This window comes from Cloacibacillus evryensis DSM 19522 (genome assembly GCF_000585335.1).
In the GTDB taxonomy this organism is placed as follows: Bacteria; Synergistota; Synergistia; order Synergistales; family Synergistaceae; genus Cloacibacillus; species Cloacibacillus evryensis.
The window spans coordinates 1578110-1600915 of sequence record NZ_KK073872.1; the positions used below are offsets into that span (position 1 = coordinate 1578110).

Sequence of the window (22806 nt, forward strand, 5' to 3'; positions counted from 1 at the left end):
AAAAAGATCATAGAGACGCGGCTGCTCGTGCAGCATTCATCACCCGCCGGCATCGAGGAGTGGCTGCGCATGAAGACGGCGCTCGTCGGCGGCAGGCTATATTCGTGGGCGCTGACCTCCGGCGCGAGCGTCCTCTGGGCCCTCGCGGAATCGGACGGCATCGCGCTGCTTCCCGCCTCCGCGCTTGAATGCGAACGGGAAACGCCCGTAGAGGTCTGGATGACGCGTGAAGTAGACCTCGCGAAAAGGGTACTCTTCCAGGGGTCGGACGATCCCGCCATACAACTGCTCGTAACGCCGATACGCCGCCGCGGCGCCGACTTCGCCGCGCGCGCCGTCGGCAGCATGGGCGGACTGGCCGCGCTCTCGCGCGGAGAATGCCACCTCGCCGCCGCGCACCTGCTGGACGAAAACACCGGCGGCTACAACGACGTCTTTATCGAACGCTTCTCAAAAGGACAGAAATGGAGGCGCATCCTCGTCTTTTACAGGACGCAGGGCATCATCGTCCAACGGGGAAACCCGCTGGGCATAAAAAATTTCCATGACCTGTGCGCGCAAGACATCGTCTTCTCCAACAGACAGCCGGGAGCGGGAACGAGGGTGCTCTTCGACCATCTGCTCAGGGAGGAGGGCGTCTCTCCTGATAAGATCAAAGGCTATTCCCAGATCTGCACAACTCACATGGAGGCGGCCAACCGCGTCTATACGGGGCTGGCAGGCGCCACGCTCGGCATAAAGTCCGCGGCGGACGCCCTCGGCCTCGACTTCATACCGATCACGGAGGAGCCGTACGAACTCGTCATCCCCGAGGAATACATGGAACATCCCGGAATCAGGGCCCTGTGCGACAGCCTTGAAGACGCGGAGTGGCGCGGAAAAGTCGACGAGATGGGTGGATACAGATGGCCGGATTGAGAGAGCTTAGAGACGACTACGGGCGAAAGCTGAACTACGTCCGTATATCGGTGACCGATAGGTGCAACTATCGCTGCGCCTACTGTATGCCGCCGGAGGGTGTCAAATGCCTGAGCCACGCGGACATCCTGCGTTATGAGGATATAAAATTCCTCTGCCGCGTATTCGCCGGCATGGGTGTCGGCAAATTCCGCTTTACGGGCGGAGAGCCGCTTGTGCGCAAAGGACTTGTGCCATTCCTCAAAGAGCTGCACGGGGAACTGCCGGGAATAAAGACGGCGCTTACGACGAACGCCTCGCTGCTGGACGAATACTCCGCGCAGCTCGCGGAGGCGGGGATACACTCGCTCAACATCAGCCTCGACACGCTGGACCCCGAAAAATTCGCGCGCATCACGAGGATCGGCACGATAGACAAGGTATTCGCGGGCATACGCGCCGCCAAGAGCGCCGGCATCGGCAACATCAAGCTCAACGCCGTCCTCATCAGGGACTTCAACGACCATGAAATTGCGGAGATGCTTGCCTTTGCGCGGCGCGAGGGGCTCCTCCTGCGGCTCATCGAATTCATGCCGCTTCAGGACAGCGTATGGAACAAAGATTCCTTTATCGGCGGGGAGGAGATCCTTGCGATGCTCCCGGGAGGCGACGCCTGGAAAAAGTCCGCGGGAGGCGGGAACGACGACGGCCCGGCCCAATACTACTTCAATGAAAAGACGGGGGACACGATCGGGATAATCACGGCGGTCTCAAACCATTTCTGCAAAAACTGCAACCGGCTTCGTGTCTCCGCGGAGGGGAATTTAAGGACCTGCCTCTTCAACCCCGATGAGACCGCCCTGAAAGAGCTGATCCAGAAAAGGGACGCGGCGGCTCTGCGGGAGACGATCCTGCGAAGCGTCCATGAGAAGCCGCGCTGCTGGAGCGACATAAACACCGGCAATCTTCAGATGTCGGGAATTGGAGGATAAACGATGGGAGAATATACGCACTTCGACGCCGACGGCCGTCCGACGCTGGTGGACGTCAGCGGCAAGGCGGTCACGAAACGCACCGCCTGGGCCGAGGGATGGCTCTATCTGCCCGAGGGGATATACAGGACCGTCTCGCAGGGGGCGGTCAAAAAGGGAGACCCCTTTTCGATCGCGGAGCTCGGCGGCATCATGGGGGCGAAGAGGACGCCAGACCTCATACCGCTCTGCCACACCATCAGGCTTGACAACGTCAAAGTCAAATGTGACCTGGACCATGAAAAAAAAGCCCTCAGAATAACCTGCGAGGCCACGGCCTCAGAGGTGACCGGCGTGGAGATGGAGGCGCTCACGGGAGTCTCCGTCGCGGCGCTCACCTTCTATGACATGTGCAAGGGGATAGACAAGGGCATGATAATCAAGGACATCCGCCTGCTGAAAAAGACCGGCGGCAAAAGCGGAGAGTGGAATGCCGCCGAAGGAGGCTATGCGAAATGAGAATATTGAGATTATGGGCCCCGTCGCTGATAGGCGACCATACCCTCTGCTACATCCACACCAACCGCGGGGGCAATACCTGCATAAACGACGTGGAGATCCCGGTCAAATACGCCCGAGCGGGCGAATCGCTTGACGGTGAAGAACACGCCGGCGCGATGACGATAGTCCTGCCGCCGGAGGCGGAGATAGACGGCGGCGGTTTTCTCGCCGTGGGGGATAACAACGAAACACTGCTGCGCTGGCATAGCGACAGCTCCTCGTTCAAAGTCTGCACGGCGGGATTCCTCGGCGTCTCCGAGCGCGCGGAAATATGGAGCCCGATCAGGACGGCGGTGCTCACCGTCAGCGACAAGGGCAGCCAGGGCCAGCGCGTCGATACGGCGGGGCCCGAGCTTGAGCGGTTCGCCTTCGCGCAGGGCTGCGTCACGGAAGAGAGGAAGATAGTCCCAGACGACAAAGAACAGATATGCGAGACCGTCCGCGAGTGGGCGGGGAAGGGAATAAACCTCATCCTCACGACGGGAGGGACCGGCCTTTCGCCGCGCGACAACACGCCCGAGGCGCTGCTCTCCGTCGCGGACAAGACCGTCCCCGGATTCGGCGAGATGATGCGCATCGAAACGCTCAAATACACGCCGCGCTCCTTCCTCACGCGCTCGGTGGCTGTGGTGAAAGACCGTTCGCTCGTCATCGCCTTCCCTGGCAGCAAACGCGGGGCGGGACAGTGCTTCGAGGCGATCACCGGCGGCCTGCGCCATGCCGTGGAGACGCTGACCGGCAGCGCGTCTGAATGCGGAAACAACCATCACGGGAAATAAAGGGGCATCGGTTTTTTCTCTGCCTTTATGACGGCCTCTTCACGCCGCTCCGGCCTGTTGAGCAGAAGCGAGCCGAAGACGCCGTCATGTTATATGTTTTTAAATCCCCGTCTCTGAAGCATTCCTTTGTGGCCGCCGCGCCCGGTCATGAGTTTTTCATGACGACTCCTTCCACGGCGTCGGCCACGTGTTCGCAGGCGTCCACACATTTTTCCAGGTAGATGTAGATCTCTCTCCAGGTGATGACCGCGATCGGGTCGCCGCAGGTCACGTGCAGCGTGTGCATGCTGGAGATAAAGAGCCGGTCGGCCTCCTCTTCCATCGTGTTGATATGCACTATATGGTCGTGAAGGCTTTTTGAATGTTTGAAATTCGCGAATTCCGTGATCATCTTCTTGGTCTCTTCGCAGCAGTTGATCGTCAGCCCCACCAGCGTCAGCGCGTCAGGCCTGATCTCACGGATATTGTTGCAGTAGATGCGAAGCATGACGTCCTCTATCTTGTCGGTCATCTCGTCGATGTTCTGGCTCAACTGGATGATGTCCTCGCGCTCGATCGGGGTTATGAAGGCCTTTGCCAGCACGTTGAGGAGCTCGTGCTTTTTTTCGTCGGCGGCGTGTTCGACCTTGTGGATATCCGCCAGCTTCTCTTCCATGAGGTCGGGGTTGAAATCGACCAGCGCTTTTTGCAGAAGGTGCGCGGCCTGACAGGCGAAATCGGTGCAGGTGATAAAGTTCTCGAAGTAAAAGGCGTCATTTTTCCGGGCCATCTCGTGCTTGTCTCCTTATTTATGATACTGTGTTCATATAACCGCTTGTTAAATCATTTTATCCGGCAGCGCCTGCGTCTGATCAGAGAACGGCCATGAACAGTTTTGCCATGGCGAAGCTGATGAGTCCGCAGCCGGGGAAGGTGAATATCCAAGTGAGCATCATGTCCGAAACCACGCCGAAGTTGATGGCTGAAAGGCGCTTGACCGACCCGACGCCCATGATCGCGCTGGTCTTGGTATGCGTCGTGGAGACGGGGATGCCGAAGAGGCTCGAGAGCAAAAGGCAGCCCGCCGCCGCGAGGTCCGCGGAAAAGCCCTGGTATTTTTCGAGCCGCACCATATCCATGCCGACCGCTCTGATGATATTCTCCCCGCCGACGCTCGTCCCCAGGGCCATCGTCGTGCTGCAGAGGACCATCAGCCATACTGGGATCGCCAGCCCGGATACGCTCGTTTGACCGTCGCAGAAGGCCATTCCGAGAAAGAGCACGCCGATGAATTTCTGCCCGTCCTGAGCGCCGTGCATGAAGCTCATCGCCGCCGCGCCGAAGATCTGCGCGTATTTAAAGAAGACGTTCGTCTTTCTTCTGTCCATATCGGCGCAGACGACGGTCAGCAGTTTGCAGACGAGCCAGCCGCTCACGAAACCGAGAAACAGGCTCAAGCCAAGGCCGTAGAGGACCTTGACCCACTCGCTCATATTGATGCCGCCGATGCCGTCCTGAATGGCGATCGCCGCCCCCGAGAGGCCGGCGATCAGGCTGTGGCTTTCGCTGGTCGGTATCCCGAAGCGGGCGGCCCCGACACTGTATACGACGATGGAAAAAAGCGCCGCGCATAACGCGATCAGCGCCGCGCTTGTATTGCCTCCGAAATCGACCATGTTGCTGATAGTGGCCGCCACAGAGCTGTTGATCTGCGTCATCACCAGCACTCCGAGAAAATTGAATACGGCGCTGGTCAATATCGCGGAGCGGACGTTCATGCAGCGGGTCGTGACGCAGGTGGCGATCGCGTTGGGGGCGTCGGTCCAGCCGTTGACGAAGATGACGCCCAGCGTCAGCAGAACGGTGATCGTGAGAATGGGACTGGCGGCCATCTCACGAAAAAAGTAGAAAAGAGATACGTCCATAAACAAAACACGCCCGCTTCCTTATACATTTTCATTGTCATTGCCAAACAAAAGAGCGGGACCTCTTTCGACAGAAGTCCCGCCCCACAATCATCAAAGACAGGGTATAAGATACCCTTCCAACGATCATCGCGCCGCGGATAAATAGAGACACATTCGTGCTCTATGACAGACTCCACCGTTTATCCCAGCGGTTGTTTACGATAGCACCAATTTAAAGCCCAGTCAATAGCGGCGGTCGGGACAGACGCGTAAAAATCTGCCCCGGCCGCCGTATCCTACATCCCCGCTCCGATCAGCGCCGCGCCGAGGGCGCCCGCGTACTGCGCGCGTTCGGGGATTATCACCCTCCGTTTAGTCTTTTTCTCTATCAGCCTGCCGAGCAGACTGTTCTGCGCGCAGCCGCCGGTGAAGCAGATGTCCCCATAGTCGGATATCCTTGATATCAGGTTCGCCGCGCGCTGGGCGACGGCGTCCAGCAGGCCGAGGCAGATGGATTCTTTCGCCACGCCTCGCGCGAGCAGGCTGACTACTTCCGACTCCGCGAAGACCGTGCACATGTTGTTTATCGGCTGAAAGGCGGTATCTTCCGAAACCGCGCAGAAGTCGGAGAGCGAGCAGCCGAGGTGCACCGCCATGTTCTGCAGGAAACGTCCCGTACCGGCGGCGCATTTGTCGTTCATAAGGAAGTCGGTCACCTTTCCGTCCGGCCCGAGCGTTATCACCTTGGAATCCTGTCCTCCTATGTCAAGTACGGTGGAGGCCTGCGGCGTCAGGTAGTGCGCGCCGGCGGCGTGGCAGGTTATCTCTGTGACCCGCTTGTCGGCCTCGAAGACGTTCCGTCCGTAGCCTGTGGCCGTTACGTGGAGGTCCTCGTCTTTTAAGATATGCCCGCGCCGCTTCACGTGAGCCAGCGCCTTTGCCGCGCTTTCGCCCGGCGTCCAGCCGGTGGGCGTGAGGTAGAATTCAAAGCCGCCGCCGTTCCAGAGGACGCCTTTGGTCGCCGTAGAGCCGATGTCTATCCCGATGCTGGCCATTTTAGAGCATCTCCGTAAAGGCGCCGAATCTTGTGGCGAGCTGCCCAAGGTCGCCCTGCGAGTAATCTGTCTCCACGGCGATGTATGGAACACCGTCGTCAGCCAGGAACTGCCGTATGGAATAAGATTCTACGTTGTATGTGTGGCAGGCCTGGAGGATGACGTCGACGACGCCGTCCGCGCGGTATTTTTCCGCGTAGTGGCGCAGCAGCTCCAAACGGCCCGTGTTGGGGGACATTACGGAGCAGGGGATCGAGAGGTACTTTTCGGCCAGCGCGTCGAGCGGGGCGATCTCCTCGCTGACCCTGAAGTGCGAGCATTTGAGGTTGCCGCAGTTTTCAAAGCCGACGACGATCGAGGCGCAGTCGGGGGATTCAAGGACGTCGACGATCTTTTCGAGCGATTTGCCCATCGGGCAGCCGGTGATGAGGATGCGGTGGGCGGCGATGTCCTGGCGGCGCTGTCCGTTGATGTAGTTTTCCAGTATTTTATCGACAAGCTCGTTTACCTTCGCAATGCTCTTTTCGTAGTCGAAGGTGAACTTGAGGTAGTCCGACACGAGCATGATCTCTTTACCCGTTATGACGGCGTCCGGCAGCTTTGAGAGGTCATAGAAGCGCATCGCCGCGGCGTGCATCGCGTTTCTGAGCGATATGGAGGCCGCCAGCTTTTCGTCCGTTATCCTGGTCCCGCAGAGCTTTTCCAGCTCTTCTTTGAGCGCCGTTATCTCGTGTTTCCACAACTCCAGGCTTTTGGGGTGGCCGGCGCGCTGGGGCAGCTGCATCACATGGGTCGGGCGCAGCTTTCCGAGCAGCTCGTACATCTTCTTTTTGCCGTCGCAGGTGGTCTCCCCGACGACCATGTCGCAGAAGTGAAAGTACGGGCAGGTGTCGGTCAGGGCAAAGCCGTAGCTTGATTTTATCAGCGGGCAGAGGTTGCGCGGCAGATGTTTTTCCGCCGCCGCGATCGGCTTGTCGCTGGTGCTGCAAAGTGAGACGGAGATGCCGCCGGCGGCGTTTATCAGCTCCCACGGCGTGAAGGTGCAATAGGTGCCGATCACCGGACGTCCCGCCTCTTTCAGTTCTTTTATCGCGACGGGGCCGTTGTGGACGGCCTCACGCATCTCTTCAAATATTTTGTCTATGTCGTTATACATATGGTTCTCCCCTTTGGTTTGGTCGGTGGTTATTTCAGGCCGCGGCGGAACAGAGACTAGTCGGCGGCATATAGTATAGGGGGAGGCGGTTGGAAGGGTCCCCGGCTTTATCAGCCGTTTATATGCCGTGATCCAGGTATGAAAGAAAATGCAGTCCCTGCATTAGCACCGGCTCAAGTAAAGAATATCGCTGCATACGGCATATGGATTCACCTCCAATAATAACTGCGATGTATTTTACTATATAATATTCGTTCTGATAAACATTCGCGGGGAAGATTTGTTATAATGCACATAAACGAAGATGTGCATTATTCCCGTTGTTTGTTATCCGCAGTATCCTGATATACTGGTCTCAAACGTGGATATGCCAAAAACCGCTTCCGGCAAAGAGAGATGATCTACTTGGAAAGAAAGAGAGAAATCAAACGCTGTATCATAATCACCGGCATGTCGGGCGCGGGGAAGTCTTCCGCCCTCAATGTCTTTGAAGATCAGGGTTTCTACGCGATAGACAACCTGCCGCCCACGCTTCTGCCGCAGCTCCTTGAGGTGCTTGAGAGCCATCAGTCGGCGGTGCGCAGCGGGGTGGCGGCGGTGGTGGACGTCCGCGGGCAGGACCTGCTGAACGACCTTGTAAACGTCGCCGCCAGACTCAGGGAAAAGGGTGTGCGGACGGATATACTTTTCGTTGATTCATCGGACGAGACCCTTGTGCGCCGTTTTGAAACGACGCGCCGCCGTCACCCGCTGGCCGAGGGGATGACGATATTCCAGGGGATTCAGAACGAGCGGGAACTTTTGAGCAGTATTATAAAAAATGCCGATATCATCATAGATACAAGCGGACTCAAACTGCCCGATTTTAAAACGCGGCTTCTGGAGGCGACGGGGATGTCGATCGAGGAGCCGGCGGTGATCGTCAGCTCTTTCGGTTTTAAGTACGGGGCGCCGCAGGACGCGGACTACATCCTTGATGTTCGGTTCCTGCCGAATCCCAACTATGTCGACGAGCTTCACCACCTTTCTGGCAGGGACGAGCCTGTGAGAAACTATCTGAAGGGTTTTCCCGCGCTGGGGGAATTTTTGTCCCGCGCGGAATCACTGCTAGATTATGTGGCTTCGGTCTATTGTGATACGGGGAAAAAACAGCTCCATATCTGTATAGGCTGCACGGGCGGCCGCCATCGCTCTGTCGCCGTTACGGAGATGCTCGGCGCTTACCTCAAGGCGGCGGGACGGCGCGTCAAGGTGCAGCACCGGGACATAGATAAAGGAAACCTCTGGTGAGCTTCATCCTCTGGATACTTACCTTCATAACCGCTTTCCTTCTCGGCGGAGCGCTGGTATATTTCGCCGCGCCCAGACGGCGCAGGCTATGGAAAAGGCCCGCCGAGCGCCACCGCATAATGTCGAACGCCCTCGAATACCGGCTCTCGCTGGGGCCGCGCGTCGTCGCCATCGGCGGCGGCACGGGACTGTCCACATTGCTCGGCGGCCTGAAGGGATTCACGCGGAATATCACCGCGGTGGTCGCCGTCACGGACGAAGGCGGCAGCTCCGGCAGGCTGCGTCAGGAATGGGGCATGCTGCCTCCGGGAGACATCCGCAACTGTATCGTCGCGCTTGCGGAGAACGACAGCTCTCTCAACAGTCTGCTCAATTTCCGTTTCGACCGCGGCGAGCTCAAAGGGCACAGCCTGGGAAACCTTATCCTCCTCGCGACGACGGAGATGATGGGCGACTTCCAGCGCGCGGTGGAAGAATTAAACAAACTTCTCGCCATACGCGGGCAGGTGCTGCCGGTAACGACGGATAACGTTACGCTCAAGGGGGAGACGGCGGATGGCAGGCTGGTATCGGGCGAGCTTGAGATATCTGACAACGGCAGCCGGCTGGCGAAGCTGTGGATAGAGCCCGCGGACGCCGAGGCGCTGACGGGTGTGAAGAGGGCCTTTTCGGAGGCGGAGATCATCGTGCTCGGCCCGGGAAGCCTGTTCACCAGCGTGCTCCCAAACCTTCTGCTAAGCGACATGGCGAAGCTGCTCCGGGAATCGAAGGTGCCGATCGTCTATATCGCGAACCTGATGACGCAGCCGAGGGAGACGGAGGGAATGAACATCGTCGCCCATGTCGACTGGATAACCGGCATTTTGGGGACCGTCCCCGATTACGTGCTGGCGAACCAGTCCGCGATACCGGCCGAGTTTTTATCACGCTACAGCAAGATCGGCGCGGAGCCGCTCTATCTCTCCGCGAAAGAGGAAAACTATCTGGAATCGCTCGGGACGACGGTGGTCTACGGCGATTACTGTGAGATAAAGAACGGGAAGTATCTGCGGCACAACGCGCAGAACCTCTCGGAGACGATCATGGAACTTGTGCGCGAGAACAGGAAGAGCTGAGGGCGTATGCAATGGAAGGTCTGAATCACACGATCTGGGACGAATGGAGCGCGCTTCCCGCGGCTCAGCCGGTAAAGGACGAGATCGCCGGAATTATCGACGGCATGAGTTACAGCGCGGAGGGCGAGGCGTACCTTTTCACCTCGCCGCGCCTTTTCGTCGTTAGGCGGCTGATGCGTCTCTGGGGCGAGTGCGAATGGAGCGGCTCCGGCGGCGAGGGCATCCGCCTTATCCACACGCAGCAGAAGGGGCGGATCGTATTCTCGATCGGCAGGCGCGCGGCCGCGGAGGTCTTTTCCGTCACGAACGCGATGGCGAAACGCACGAGGAACTGGAATTGGGTGCGCGGCCTCTTCGGCGGCTGCGGAGCCCTTTATATACCGAAAGCGGGGTATTACCTCGTCATCCGTCCGCCCGCGGGGAAGGGGTCCGCGGAGCGCGTCCAGGCGATCCTCAAGTCCTGCGGCTTTGCGGTCGGCGTAAGAAAGAAGATGGAATGCCGCGAATTGATGCTGAGAGATCAGCAGCAGATCGTCACCTTCCTTTCGCGCATCGGACTTGTCAAGACGGCCCTCGATCTGGAAGAGACGGCCATCTACCGTTCGATGAGAAGCCACGCGAACAAGCTGGTGAACTGCGACGCCGCCAACATCAACAAGAGCCTCGAGGCCGCGCGCGGCCAGATGGAGCTCATTCGCCGGATGGAAGAACTTGGGATAGTCGAAGAGCTGCCCGCGCCGCTTTTTGAGCTGGTAATGGCGCGGAAAAAAAATCCGAGCATAACTTTAAAGGAACTTGGGCAAACTTTACCGAGACCAATTAGCAAAAGTACGGTAGAATATAGATGGCGGAAATTAGAAACCATGCTTAGAAAGCAATCAAAGGGGGATGATGCCAATGTACTTAGGAAAGGCAGACGTTAACACCTATGACAAAGGCGCCGGGAGGGAGTTCCTTGTCTCCAACGGGCGCGGAAGCTACGGGTTTTCCACAGTCATAGGGGCAAACACAAGGAGAGAGCACGGTCTTCTCGTCGTGAGGCCTGAAAGCGAAAGGCAGCACTCGGTCCTGGTCAGCAAAATCGAAGAGACCATATTTGACCGCAACAAGAAATACCAGCTCTCCACAAACCGTTATAAAGATTTGGTTTACCCAGACGGCTACAGGTATCTGCAGGAATATCAGGGAAATCCGTTCCCCAGCATGCTCTTTGTAATCCATAGTATCCTCCTCAAAAAATCGATTTTTATGCCGCACGGAAAAGAATGCACGGTAATAAAATATGAGCTTTTGGCAGCTCCTGATAAGGTCCGCCTTGATCTGCGCCCGCTCTTCGCCCACAGGCTGAGCGACTCGGTATGTCCCGAATCTGGTAAAACCGAATTCGGCGTATCCTCCGAAGACGCGCGCGGCATCAGCGTCAAAGGCAGGGGATATGCAAGTTGCTGCACGGCCACAGCCGGCACCTGGTCGCTGAAGCCGCTCTGGTTTGAAAATCTCATCTACGAACAGGATGACCGCCCCGAGTCCGCCTGTGTCGATCATCTCTGGTCGCCCGGATTCATCTCCAACGAGCTGTCCGAGGGAGACGTCGTATACGTGGTGCTTTCAGAAAAACCGCAGAGCTTCACCCTCAAAGAGCTCGCCGCGATGGAAAAAGAGACAGCGGAGCGTTTTGAAAATATCCTGGAACAGGCGAACATCCCGGCGCTCAACAGCGCGGAGCAGGATATGATCGCGTCCTCGTACCATCTCGTCGATGACCGCCCCGAGAGCATCGCGCCCATCTACACCGGATACCCCTCCGTCGATACGAAGGCGCGCGACACCTTTATCTCTCTTCCCGGACTGCTCCTTGCCACCGGCAGAGAAGCGGTGGCGTTAAAGACTCTCAAATACTGGCTTGAAATAGCCGAGAAGAACGGCTGGGTCATGCCGGAAAAATTCGTCGGCGACGGCTCCTGCGAATACGGCTGCATCGACAACGGACTCTGGTTCATATACGCCGCGGACAAATACCTCGCGCACCATAAAGAGGCCGACGCTCAGGACAGAGCCGAGCTTGCTCACGCGATAAAGGAGATCGTTGAAAAATACCTTTCCGGAGCCGCCGAGCTTGACGTTGTGTGCGACGCGAACATGCTCCTGAAGATGACTTCGGCGAACCCCGCTAGGTACTGGATGAGCGCCCTGGCCGGCGGCGAAGTCGTCGTTCCGCGCAAGGGATACCTCGTGGAGGTCAACGCGCTCTGGTACAACGCGCTGAAATGCGCTGAAAAATACGCGCTGGAATACGGCTGCGCCGATTTGGCGAAGAAGTTTGAGGCGGCGGCGGAGAAGTGCGCCAAATCCTTCAACGACACATTCTGGAGCTTCGATATTAAAGGGCTCTACGACAGCGTCGACCCAGAGACCTTTAAGAGCGACGGCACGATCCGCCCGAACCAGATATTGGCGGCCTCGCTGCCCTTCAGCCCGCTTTCTTCCGAGGCTGCGCAGAATGTGGTGCGCCTCTGCTGGAACGAGCTGTACACGACCTACGGCCTCCGTACCCTCGACCCGCGCCATGACAAGTTCAAGGGCCGCTCGGAGGGACGCCTGGACCAGCGCCTCAAGGCCCGCTACCGCGGCATGGCCTGGACGTGGCTGCTTGGACAGTTCATCACCGCCTACCTTAAATACAACCCCTCGCGCAAGGATCTCGGATGGGTGTTCATCCGTCCCTTCAATTCACACCTGCGCCACGGGTGCCTCGGCGGGGTGGCAGAACTCTTTGACGGTATGATGCCGTACCGCCCGCACGGCGACGTCCTTAGCGCCGTATCGCTCGGAGAGCTTCTGCGCGTGCTGCATGAGAATCTTGAGACCGGGGAATAAGGCAGTCGAATAAAGAAAGAGTGTTAATATAAAGAAAATAGACTTTTCTGTTTGACATAAACGCAATATGGTAGCACAATCATCAAAGAGGGATAAATAATAGGTTTATCCCTCTTTTCACAAAGTATTGGCAAAAATTTTAAGGAGGCACTTACAATGGCTAAGTACAAGGTTGCAATCAACGGGTTTGGACGCATCGGACGTCTTTCCCTCCGCGCGTTTTTCACGAACGGGAAAGACAATGAATTTGAAATCGTGGCAATAAACGACCTCACGCCGCCAGCATCTCTTGCATATCTGCTTAAGTATGATTCAGTTTTCCGCCGTTTCCCCGGAACGGTCGAAGTCGACGGAGACTATCTCGTCGTAAACGGACAGAGGATCAAGGCCCTTGCGGAACCCGATCCCGCGAAGCTGCCATGGAAAGAGATGGGCGTCGACCTCGTCATCGAGTCGACCGGCCGCTATACCGACGCCAATCAGGCGAAGGCGCATATCGAAGCCGGCGCGAAAAAGGTCATCATCTCCGCTCCCGCCAAGAACCATGACGCCACGATAGTCATGGGCGTAAACGAGGGAGTATACGATCCCAAAAAAGACAACATCATCTCCAACGCCTCCTGCACCACAAACTGCCTCGCCCCCGTCTGCAAGGTCCTTCAGGACAAGTTCGGCATCAAAGAGGGGCTTATGAACACGATACACGCCTACACGAACGATCAGAAGACGCTCGACTTCCCGCATAAGAACTATTCACGCGGCAGGGCGGCGGCCCTCTCGATCATTCCGACAAGCACCGGCGCCGCGAAAGCGATCTCCGAGGTAATGCCCGAACTTAAGGGCAAACTCAACGGTTTCGCGCTCCGCGTCCCCACCCCCGACGTCTCGGTCGTAGACCTCACGGTCGTCCTTGAGAAGCCGGCCACGGTGGATGAAGTCAACGCCGCGATGAAAGAGGCGGCCGCAGGTTCGCTGAAGGGAATCCTTGAATACGAGCCGGAAGACCTTGTCTCGATGGATTTCGTCGGCGACACCCATTCGTCGATTTTCGCGCCGATGCACACCATGGCTATGGGAGACAGAATGATAAAGCTCCTTTCATGGTACGACAACGAGTGCGGATACAGCAACAGAGTCATCGACCTCGCGAACTACATCTTTAAAAAGGGACTTTAAGCCATGCGCCTGAAGACCTTTTCACCATCGGACGTTTCGGGTAAAAAGGTTCTGGTGAGGGTGGACTTCAACGTGCCCCTCGCCGACGGACGGGTCAGCGACGACACTCGCATCAAGGCCCATATCCCCACGCTTACGGCTCTGCGTGACGCCGGAGCGAAGGTCGCCCTGATCTCACATCTCGGCAGGCCGAAGGGGACGGTCAACCTTAAATATACCCTTGAACCCGTATGCGAAGAGCTTGCGAAGCTCACGGGATGGCCCGTGCGGTTTGTCCCAGACTGCGTGGGTGAAAAGGTTGACGAGGCCGTAGCTTCATGGAAAGAGGGCGAGGTGCTGCTGCTGGAGAACGTGCGCTTCTATCCTGAAGAGGAGAAGAACGACATGGAATTCGCCGGGCGGCTCACGAAGGATTTTGATGTATTCGTGATGGACGCCTTCAGCGCCTCCCATCGCGCGCACGCCTCAACGAGAGCGGCGGCGGAGATATTGCCCTCCTATTCCGGCAAGCTCATTGACCGCGAAATAACGATGCTCTCGGCGGCGCGCGACGAGCCGAAGAAGCCCTTCGTCCTCATCCTCGGCGGCGCAAAGGTATCCGACAAGATAGCGGTGGTGGAGAACATGCTCCAAAAGGTCGATACGATCCTCATCGGCGGCGGTATGGCCTTCACCTTCCTCAAGGCGCAGGGCAAAGAGATCGGCAAGTCGCTTTGCGAGGCGGAGAAGCTCGACTTCGCGGCCAAGATGCTTGACGAAGCAGCCAAGCTCGGCGTGAGGATAATTCTCCCCGAGGATGTCGTCGTTGCGCCGGAGTTTAAGGCTGATTCGCCTGCTTCGACGGTCGCCGCCGACGCCATGCCAGCCGGTCAGATGGGACTCGATATCGGCCCAGCGACCGCCGGACTCTTTGCGAAAGAGATCAAGGCGGCCAAGACCGTGCTATGGAACGGACCGATGGGCGTATTCGAGATGCCAGCCTTCGCGAAAGGCACGGAGGCCGTTGCCAAAGCGCTTGCCGAGGCCACCGCGAACGGCGCGCTGACCGTTGTCGGCGGCGGAGACTCTGCCGCCGCGATAGCGCTCTTTAAGATGGAGGACAAAGTCTCGCATGTCTCGACCGGCGGGGGAGCCAGCCTAGAATTCTTTGAGGGAAAAAGCCTGCCCGGCATAGAGCCATACGTCTTAAACTAAAAAATAAAGCTGATGATCTGAAGGGCGGAGAATATCCGCCCTTTAACATATAAGCTGTGAGAACGATATCCGGTAATATTGACAACAAAACTGCCCTGAGCATTTAAAATCTTGAAATAAGACAGAAACTCGATCATTGATTATAGAAGGGAATGTATCTGGTATGCGCAGAAAATTTATCGCGGGCAACTGGAAGATGTTCAACGGACCGAAAGCTACAAGTGAATTTCTTAACAAGTTTGAGGCGGAGATAAAGAGTGCTCCCGAGGTACAGAAGGCCGCGGCGGACGGCACGGAAGAGATCGCCTTCTTCGTTCCCGCCGTATCGCTTCTCACGGCGGTATGCGGCGCCAAAGAGATGCCGGTGATAATAGGCGCGCAGAACACCCATTGGGAAAAGAGCGGCGCCTTCACAGGCGAGATCTCCGTGCCGATGATCACGGAGATCGGCGCGACGCACGTCCTGATCGGCCACAGCGAGAGGCGTCACATATTCCGCGAGATCGACGAAGAGCTCAATAAAAAGGTGCACGCCGCCGTGGAAGGCGGACTGATCGCCGTCCTTTGCGTTGGCGAGACGCTTGAGGAGCGCGAGGCCGGAAAGGCCTTTGAGGTCATCAAGAGGCAGTTCGTTGAGGGCCTTAAGGGCATGGAGGGTAAAACCGTCGCCGAAAAGGTGATCATCGCCTATGAACCGGTCTGGGCGATCGGCACGGGCAAGACCGCGAGCGACGCCGACGCGGAAGAGATCTGCAAATTTATCCGCGGGCTGGCCGCGGAAAGTTATTGTCACAAGACGGCCGAAGAGCTTATCGTCCTGTACGGCGGCAGCGTAAAACCTGAAAATACCAAATGCATCATCGCGCAGCCTGATATCGACGGCGTGCTTGTCGGCGGAGCCTCGCTGAAGCCGGAAAGCTTCATCCAAATAGTAAAGAACGCGCTGTAAAACGATCACGCCGATAGCGGAGGCAGCGTAACATAAACGCAAAGATATAAGACAAAAACCTCCAGCGAGCGCTCTCGAAAAAACGGCATATAATCAGGATTAAGCCCCTCTCATATGATTTGAGAGGGGCTTAATGTAACATAAGATAAATTATAGGACATTATTATAAAAGCGCTTCCCCATCCTGCGTATGGTGCGTGAATATGCGCTTCCTTATGTGCGGCGCCAGCCGAAAGTATAAAAAATCTGGCGGGAGGGCCCGCCAGACGAGGTAACTGTTTTGTGTCTTTGCGATATTATTTCTTAACGTAGGCCATCTTTTCGGGGATGACTCCGCGGACGCCGCCGAGCGGCGATTCCGTATCGCCCTTATAGCGCGGTATCAGGTGCATGTGGACGTGCATCACCGACTGTCCGGCGCATTCGTTGCAGTTCACGCCGAAGTTGTATCCGTCCGGATGGTATTTTTCATCGAGTAGTTTTTTACCTCTGTGAAGCAGCTCGTGCATCGCCGACTCTTCTTCGGGGGTGATGTCAAAGTAGCTTTGCACGTGCCTTTTGGGGATTATCAGCATATGCCCCTCGTTTACCGGCATAACGTCGAATACCGCGTAAGCGAGCTCGTTTTCAAGGACGTAATCCTTTAATTTACAGAAGATACACGGCATGGCTGTCAGTCGTCCTTGTCGGCAAATTTCTTTGTCGGCGCGTCGCCCCAGAGCGAATCGAGCCTGTAAAAGTCGCGTCCTTCGCGGCTAAGTATGTTCACGATAAGATCTCCCGCGTCCACCAGCGTCCACCGGGAGCTGTTTTCGCCCTCGACGCGGTATTTTATGCCCATGTCGTCGAGCACGTCGCCGACTGTGTCTTTCAGCGTTCTGGCGTTGAGCTCCGAGCGGGCGATCGCGACGATAAATACGTCGGCGAAACCGGAAATCTCGCTCAGGTCGTGTACGCTGACCTCGGACGCGTGCTTGTCAAGCAGCGCCTCTACCAGGGGCATGTACGGCGCGCAGAAGTCTTCGTTTTTTTCCGTCATCGACAAATCACTCCTTTTCATTTACTGATTGCTGATCTTCAGCATATTATCCAATAATGTTATTAGTTTCTTATAGTCATGTCCCGCAATTATTGAGGCGTAAAAGGCCTGCTGGCTGGGACGCACGAGGTTTTTGGGGATATTGAGCAGCGTCCCCAGCCGCTGCGCCGTCGTCTTGACCTTTTCGCTCGCGTTGGTCGGATAGACGATGTTGCAGTGCTGATAGTCGAAATGCTTTGCGTTGCCCGAATGGATCACGTCGACGCCCAACTGCTGCAGGCGCGTCGATATCTCGGAGCTTACGCCGGCCTTGCCTGTTCCGTTAAGGACGGCGACCGATTCCGGCATCGACTTTATCAAGGTCAAGAGCTCTTCTTTGGTCATCTCGTCCTTTTTTGCGGCGGGGGCTCCGTTCTGCGCGGCTTCCGCCGGCTGGCCGCCGCCGTCTTTAGAGGCCGCGATGTCGTCGCCGGCGGTCGAGAAAGGAACCTGCTTCGCGTTTCTGCCGTTGCCCTCCGTGACGTCGCCTGAGACCAGCGCCTCGACGGGAGCGTTGAGGAAGGCGTTCGCCGCCTTGACGTCTCCCATCCAGTAGCTCAGGCGGTCGATCATAGCCGGCTCTCCCGGCAGCATGGAAAAGAACATCCTCTCACGGCCGAGTTCGTTCTGTACAAAGCCGGCAAGCTGTACGGCAAGGGTCGGCGACATGTCCGTTTTGAATATTTTCATCGCCTGTGCCGCGAGCTCGGGGAACTTGATCAGGACGCGCGGGTCGTAGGCTTTTTTGACGAGCGATTTGATGAACTGCTGCTGGCGCTGTATGCGCCCGATGTCGCCAAGGGCGTCTTTCCTGAAACGGACATATTTCAGGGCAGTTTCTCCGTTGAGCAGCTGCCGACCGGGCTGGATATTGATGTCAAGTCCGCCGGCCCTGTCAACGTAGCGCATCCTCTTTTGCACGTCTATCTCTACCCCGCCGACCATGTCGACAAACTCCGGGAAACTGTCATAGTCGATCACGACATAGTAAAGTATCGGCTGTCCAAGGTAGTTTTCGACCGTCGCCTTCAGCAGGTCTGGGCCGCCGTAAGCAAAGGCGTGGTTCAGTTTCTGCGTGCCGTGGTGCGGGATCTGGACGCGCGTGTCGCGCGGCAGCGATATCACGCGCATGTTTTTGTCGTCGATGTCGATGGTGATGAAGAGTACAGTATCGGAGCGGCGCGATCCCTCGACGTCATCCTCCCCCATCAGGAGGATATTGAATCTGCCCTGCTCCTTCAGGAGCGCCGAATAGCTCTCGTTTTCTTTTTTCTGGCTCTCATTCTCGAACGCCTTGCGGATATCGTCCTGGGAGGTGTGCCACGCAAAGTAAAGCCGCAGGCCGGCGCCGCCTAAAATGGCGATCAATCCGCAGATTATTATCAGAATGATAGTTCTTGAACGTTTCAAAAGTGTTTCCTCCGTCTAGTCTTTATACAGGGATTTTTTTCTTATGAATTGTTCCACCGCGGATGGAACCATAAAGCGGATGCTGCGGTTGTTTCTGATGCGTTCGCGCAGTTCGGTGCTCGATATTGCCAGAAGCGGTATCTCAAGGGGAATGATCCTGCTGCGCAGCTCGATCGGCAGCTCTTCCATCCTTTTGTGTGTGTAACCGTAGCGGCTGACCGCGACGAATTTGCACATTTCCATTATCTCTTCGGGATTCTTCCAGGATACTATATCCAGGACGGCGTCCAGTCCAGTTATAAAGTAGAACTGTACTCCCTCGTATTCCGGTATCGCGCGCAGCCTTCTCAGCGTGTCTATCGTGTAGCTGCTTCCCTCTCTGTCGATCTCCACGCGCGAAACCTTAAAATATGGGCAGCCCACAGTGGCAAACTCTGTCATCATGTAGCGGTCCTCCGCCGAGGTGACCCGCTGGTTTGTCTTGTGCGGCGGCTGCCCCGTGGGAACGAATATGACCTCGGAAAGGCCAAAGGCCGCGTGAGCCTCGTCCGCGGCCAGAAGGTGGCCATTGTGAATCGGGTCAAAGGTTCCCCCCATGATGCCTATTCTGCGGTTTTCCTCGGTCATATCAATGCTCCTATTTGTTATTGATCTTTGTCTTCGTCGAAGGCTTCTTCTTCGCCGGCGGTTTCGCCGTCAGCTTCCGCGGAATGCTCTTCCTCTTCCATGAGCTCCGCGTCGCCGCTCTCCAAGAGCTCTTCGGGTTCGTCCTCTTCAGGAAGGTCTTCCGGGTAATAGTCGGGATAGAAGTCGAAATCCTTATACCCGATGCTTACCGAGTCGCCCGGCTGAGCGCCCGCCGCTTCGAGAAGCTCCTCTACCTTAAACTTCCGCAGCAGCCTCGTGAAGCGTGCCACGTTCTCTTCCTGGCTGAAATCATAACGCTCGACGGCTGTTTCCAACTGGCGGTGCATCACCCGGTAGCCCCCGCCATGCAGCGTGATGATCTGGATCCTGTTGCGCTTGCGGAGCGGCGTTTTTTCCTGCACCCTTTCCTCCAGCGCGTACAGCCTCACGTTGCTCTCGGGACGCGGGTGGTCCTTCACGAACTTGATTATCTCTTTGACGAGTTCGGGGATGCCCTCCTCCGTCAAAGCGCTTGCCGCGATCATACGGATATTTTTCCCGCCAAAATAGACGGTCAGCCTCTCCGCCAGCTCCTTTGCCGTTTCCTCGTCCACTTCGTCAAGCTTATTAGCCACGACAAAATATGGACGCTTTTCCAGCTCGGGATCGTATTTCTCCATCTCCTGGCGAACGACCTCAAAATCCTGGATTATTGTATCATAATCACCGCTTTCGAGGCTCAAAACATGAACGAGAAGTCTAGTTCTGTCCACATGGCGCAGGAACTCGAGCCCCAGCCCTTTGTTAAGATGGGCTCCTTCGATGAGTCCCGGAATGTCGGCGATGACGATCCGCTCGTCGCCGGTGTTCAGCACGCCGAGATTGGGAGAGAGCGTCGTGAAGGGATAGTTGGCGATCTTTGGCTGCGCGTTGGAGATGGCGGCCAGGATGCTCGACTTGCCGACATTCGGCAGTCCCACGAGCCCTACGTCGGCGATGAGCCGCAGTTCGAGGCGCAGCATCACCTCTTCTCCAGGGCTGCCCTGCTCGCAGAAACGCGGCGCTTTGCGCGCCGAGCTGGCGAAATAGCGGTTGCCGCGTCCTCCGCGTCCGCCGCGCGCCGCGACGAAACGATCGTGCGGCTCGACGAGGTCGGCATATCCCTCCCCCGTCTCCGTGTCGTAAATCACCGTTCCGCAGGGCACGTAGATAACTTTATCCTCGCCGGCGGGGCCGTTTCTGGCGGCGCCTTTGCCGTGTCCGCCGTTTTCGCCTCTTACATGGTGCATATATTCAAGGTCCGCGAGTGTCTGCAGGTTGTTGGTCGCCTCGAAAATGACGCTGCCTCCGCGCCCGCCGTTGCCGCCGTCGGGGCCGCCGTTGGGCTTGAAGCGCTCGCGCAGGAAGCTCATGCAGCCGTTCCCGCCGCGTCCGGCTTTGATGGACATTCGCAGTGAATCGACAAATTTCATAGTTTCACCTCATTCCTAAAAGATTACAAAAGGGGGCCTGCTCTATGAGGGCCCCCGAAAAATTCTGATGCCGCTGATTATATCTGTTGAAACTGCCGTATAATCAGTGATTTCTGGATTCAGCTAAAGTGTTTCCGGCTCGATCGTGACGTACTTGCGGTTTGCCTTCGTCTGGAAGCGGACCTTGCCGGGTACCAGCGCAAAGATCGTGAAATCGCGGCCAAGGCCGGTGTGCTGTCCGGGATGGAACTTGGTGCCCCTCTGACGGACGATGATCGTTCCCGCGTTTACAAATGAACCGTCTCCGCGCTTGATGCCAAGGTATTTAGGCTGACTGTCGCGGCCGTTGGTTGAGCTTCCTTGTCCTTTTTTATGTGCCATAACTCAATATCCCCCTTGCGTAAAACTAACCGTTGATCGCTTCTATCTGAACGAGCGTGTACTGCTGGCGGTGTCCGCGGAATTTGCGATAGTTCTTCTTTCTGCGGTACTTGAAAACGATGACTTTGTCATCCTTGCCGCTTTCGAGAATCTTCGCCGTTACCGTAGCCCCTTCAACATAAGGAGCGCCGATCACCGCGCCCTCGTCTTTGCCGAGGATGATGACCTTGTCAAATTCTACCTGCGTACCGTCTTCGGCGTGGATCTTCTCCAACCTGAATTTGTCGCCCGCGGCAACTCTGTACTGCTTTCCACCCTGTTCGATCACTGCGTACATACTATAAATTCCCTCCTCCGCTGCGTGTCAGGCAGTCAAACGACATTTTTAAGCCCACACCAAGCGTATTCTAAAACCTGACAAGTATAGAGATAAAAGGCGGCCGTGTCAAGGGCGCGGATGCGCCGCTAATCTTCCATTCTTGACGAATAGAAGACGGCGTTGTTTTTGCCGCCGCGTTTGGCGCGGTAGAGCGCTTTGTCCGCTTGGCGGTAGAGTTCGTCGAATGTGCTTGTCCCGGTCCTGCCCACGGCGATACCGATGCTTACGGAAAGCGGAGTGTCGTTGTCTTTGCCGATCCTGACTGCCGCCAGCCTGCTGAAGAGCGACTCCATCATCGTGCCGAGCTGGGCTTTCGTCCCCACCCCGTCGAGAAAGACCATGAATTCGTCGCCTCCGATGCGGCCAGCGATGTCCGTCCGCCGGAACTGGGCTTTCAGTTTTTCCGCCATCTGCATGATCGCCCTGTCGCCCTCGGGGTGCCCCAGCGTGTCGTTTATCCGCTTGAGCCCGTCAAGGTCGGCGACCAGCAGCGCGCAGGGGATTCCCTGTGTTTCCGAAAGCCGCCCGGTTATCAGCGCTTCGGTCGTTATTTTATTGTAAAGGCCGGTTTTGCCGTCTCTTTCGGCCTTCCGCAGCAAAGCCTGTTCGTTCTCAACGGCGCAGGCCTCTTTCATCCGCTGATCTGTGATGTCGGTGAAGGATATCACGGCGTGCGCGGGAGCTCCCGTCTCGGAAAATACGGTGGTAAAACAGGCACTAAGCCAGCGCCAGCCCTTCGCGGTCATCACCTGAAAGGAGGCGGCCCCGTTTTCGTGTCCGCACACGATGTCCTCATGAAAGCCGGTGAAGGCCGCCACGCTTTCCCGGGAGACCAGCCCCCGCCGCACCGGCGAACATGGCACGTCCGTCACCTTCTCCGATCCGGCGGCGAACATGGCCGCGATCTCCGGCGTCATGTTCAGCGACCTGTCGGCTATGTCGTAGCGCATGATGACGCAGCCCGCGTGTTCAAGCGCCAGGCGGTACAGTTCCTCGCTGAGCCGCAGCTTCTCCTCCGCCTCCTTTTGCTCGGTGACGTCCAGAATGACGGCGTTGAAGATGACCCTGTCGGCGTATCGATCTGATACTGACCCTCTCAGGTTGACCCATTTAAAGCCGCCGCTTTTGGTGTGGATGCGGTACGAGCAGTTTATCGGTTCGCCGTCACGCGCCATCGCGGCCACCCGCTCCCGCAGGATGTGTCTGTCTTCCTCAAAGACGAGGGTGCGCGGGCCGTCCGCGCCGCAGACCTCCATGCGTTCCTCCTCCGCGTATCCGGTAAGCGCCTGGACGCCGCCGCTGATATAAAGATCGCGTATCCCTTCGGGCGAACTCTCATATATCCCGATCCCCCCGGGAATGTTGTCCATCAGCGTCTTGAGCTGTTCCAATGCCGCCTGGTACAGCGTATTTGACGATTCTTCGCCGGTCCCGCTGTCCGGCGCGCCGCATTTGGCGTTAGGCGCCGGCCGGAACAGGCGCCGTCCCTTTTGAAAATCGTCACATATCCGCATCTTCCTCCGCATGGTCTGCCGCATCCATCCTGCCTCTTA

The 22806-nt window shown here is 57.1% G+C and carries 22 protein-coding genes and 1 pseudogene; 11 read left to right on the plus strand and 12 right to left on the minus strand.

Annotation, left to right across the window (positions count from 1 at the left end; translation table 11 throughout):
- Positions 1-321 precede the first annotated feature (321 nt).
- From CLOEV_RS17525 to CLOEV_RS15925, 4 genes and pseudogenes are all read left to right on the plus strand, one after another.
- A pseudogene (locus CLOEV_RS17525) lies at positions 322-918 on the plus strand (substrate-binding domain-containing protein); the annotation flags it as partial.
- The gene (gene moaA / locus CLOEV_RS06970) at positions 906-1889 is read left to right on the plus strand and encodes a GTP 3',8-cyclase MoaA (protein WP_008711586.1); all 984 of its coding nucleotides are present in this window, start codon (positions 906-908) and stop codon (positions 1887-1889) included. The pseudogene CLOEV_RS17525 and the gene moaA, both read left to right, overlap by 13 nt.
- A 3-nt stretch (positions 1890-1892) precedes the next feature.
- Positions 1893-2387: a cyclic pyranopterin monophosphate synthase MoaC gene (gene moaC / locus CLOEV_RS06975; RefSeq protein ID WP_034442734.1), complete on the plus strand. Its 495-nt coding sequence runs from the start codon at positions 1893-1895 to the stop codon at positions 2385-2387.
- A complete protein-coding gene (locus tag CLOEV_RS15925; protein ID WP_051484942.1) occupies positions 2384-3208 on the plus strand; it encodes a MogA/MoaB family molybdenum cofactor biosynthesis protein in 825 nt (274 codons plus the stop codon). The genes moaC and CLOEV_RS15925 overlap by 4 nt, the downstream gene beginning before the upstream one ends.
- 145 nt (positions 3209-3353) lie before the next feature.
- Here the strand turns inward: CLOEV_RS15925 and CLOEV_RS06985 are convergent, their stop codons facing one another.
- The 4 genes from CLOEV_RS06985 to CLOEV_RS07000 form a co-directional block, all read right to left on the minus strand.
- A complete protein-coding gene (locus CLOEV_RS06985; protein ID WP_034442736.1) occupies positions 3354-3977 on the minus strand; it encodes a DUF47 domain-containing protein in 624 nt (207 codons plus the stop codon).
- A gap of 82 nt (positions 3978-4059) precedes the next feature.
- Positions 4060-5112 (minus strand): inorganic phosphate transporter, encoded by a 1053-nt coding sequence (locus tag CLOEV_RS06990; RefSeq protein ID WP_034445526.1) that lies wholly within the window; start codon positions 5110-5112, stop codon positions 4060-4062.
- Positions 5113-5390: 278 nt separating this feature from the next.
- The gene (locus CLOEV_RS06995; RefSeq protein WP_034442739.1) at positions 5391-6149 is read right to left on the minus strand and encodes an acyl-CoA dehydratase activase; all 759 of its coding nucleotides are present in this window, start codon (positions 6147-6149) and stop codon (positions 5391-5393) included.
- 1 nt (position 6150) lies between these two features.
- Entirely contained in the window at positions 6151-7305 is a 1155-nt protein-coding gene (locus CLOEV_RS07000; RefSeq protein WP_034442743.1) for a double-cubane-cluster-containing anaerobic reductase, read from the minus strand.
- 396 nt (positions 7306-7701) lie between these two features.
- Here CLOEV_RS07000 and rapZ point away from each other — a divergent pair, with 396 nt between their 5' ends.
- The 7 genes from rapZ (at position 7702) to tpiA (ending at position 15906) form a co-directional block, all read left to right on the plus strand.
- On the plus strand, positions 7702-8595 hold the full coding sequence (rapZ, locus tag CLOEV_RS07005; RefSeq protein WP_147564221.1) for an RNase adapter RapZ: 894 nt from the start codon (positions 7702-7704) through the stop codon (positions 8593-8595).
- Positions 8592-9710, plus strand: a complete 1119-nt coding sequence (locus tag CLOEV_RS07010) for a gluconeogenesis factor YvcK family protein (protein ID WP_034442748.1) — start codon at positions 8592-8594, stop codon at positions 9708-9710. Before rapZ ends, CLOEV_RS07010 begins: the two co-directional genes overlap by 4 nt.
- A gap of 11 nt (positions 9711-9721) precedes the next feature.
- Positions 9722-10633: a DNA-binding protein WhiA gene (gene whiA, locus CLOEV_RS07015; RefSeq protein WP_008711603.1), complete on the plus strand. Its 912-nt coding sequence runs from the start codon at positions 9722-9724 to the stop codon at positions 10631-10633.
- Positions 10608-12587, plus strand: a complete 1980-nt coding sequence (locus CLOEV_RS07020) for an amylo-alpha-1,6-glucosidase (RefSeq protein ID WP_034442752.1) — start codon at positions 10608-10610, stop codon at positions 12585-12587. The genes whiA and CLOEV_RS07020 overlap by 26 nt, the downstream gene beginning before the upstream one ends.
- A 156-nt stretch (positions 12588-12743) precedes the next feature.
- Positions 12744-13763: a type I glyceraldehyde-3-phosphate dehydrogenase gene (gene gap, locus CLOEV_RS07025; protein WP_008711607.1), complete on the plus strand. Its 1020-nt coding sequence runs from the start codon at positions 12744-12746 to the stop codon at positions 13761-13763.
- A gap of 3 nt (positions 13764-13766) precedes the next feature.
- Entirely contained in the window at positions 13767-14957 is a 1191-nt protein-coding gene (locus CLOEV_RS07030) for a phosphoglycerate kinase (RefSeq protein ID WP_034442755.1), read from the plus strand.
- 163 nt (positions 14958-15120) lie between these two features.
- On the plus strand, positions 15121-15906 hold the full coding sequence (tpiA, locus tag CLOEV_RS07035) for a triose-phosphate isomerase (RefSeq protein WP_008711611.1): 786 nt from the start codon (positions 15121-15123) through the stop codon (positions 15904-15906).
- Between the two features lie 296 nt (positions 15907-16202).
- On the opposite strand, the gene CLOEV_RS07040 is transcribed toward tpiA, so the two are convergent.
- From CLOEV_RS07040 to CLOEV_RS15930, 8 genes are all read right to left on the minus strand, one after another.
- On the minus strand, positions 16203-16574 hold the full coding sequence (locus CLOEV_RS07040; RefSeq protein ID WP_034442758.1) for an HIT family protein: 372 nt from the start codon (positions 16572-16574) through the stop codon (positions 16203-16205).
- 5 nt (positions 16575-16579) lie between these two features.
- A complete protein-coding gene (rsfS, locus tag CLOEV_RS07045; RefSeq protein ID WP_051484943.1) occupies positions 16580-16945 on the minus strand; it encodes a ribosome silencing factor in 366 nt (121 codons plus the stop codon).
- A gap of 21 nt (positions 16946-16966) precedes the next feature.
- Positions 16967-18394 carry an LCP family protein gene (locus tag CLOEV_RS07050; protein ID WP_051484944.1) on the minus strand — a complete coding sequence of 476 codons (1428 nt, stop codon included), beginning with the start codon at positions 18392-18394 and terminating at the stop codon, positions 16967-16969.
- A 15-nt stretch (positions 18395-18409) separates the two neighbouring features.
- Complete coding sequence (nadD, locus tag CLOEV_RS07055; RefSeq protein WP_008711619.1) at positions 18410-19021, minus strand: nicotinate-nucleotide adenylyltransferase; 612 nt, start codon at positions 19019-19021, stop codon at positions 18410-18412.
- Positions 19022-19038: 17 nt separating this feature from the next.
- Entirely contained in the window at positions 19039-20493 is a 1455-nt protein-coding gene (gene obgE, locus CLOEV_RS07060) for a GTPase ObgE (protein WP_034442764.1), read from the minus strand.
- A 123-nt stretch (positions 20494-20616) separates the two neighbouring features.
- Entirely contained in the window at positions 20617-20874 is a 258-nt protein-coding gene (rpmA, locus tag CLOEV_RS07065) for a 50S ribosomal protein L27 (RefSeq protein WP_008711622.1), read from the minus strand.
- Positions 20875-20899: 25 nt separating this feature from the next.
- Positions 20900-21211: a 50S ribosomal protein L21 gene (rplU, locus tag CLOEV_RS07070; RefSeq protein ID WP_008711623.1), complete on the minus strand. Its 312-nt coding sequence runs from the start codon at positions 21209-21211 to the stop codon at positions 20900-20902.
- Between the two features lie 128 nt (positions 21212-21339).
- A complete protein-coding gene (locus CLOEV_RS15930) occupies positions 21340-22791 on the minus strand; it encodes a sensor domain-containing diguanylate cyclase (protein ID WP_051484945.1) in 1452 nt (483 codons plus the stop codon).
- Between the last annotated feature and the right edge of the window lie 15 nt (positions 22792-22806).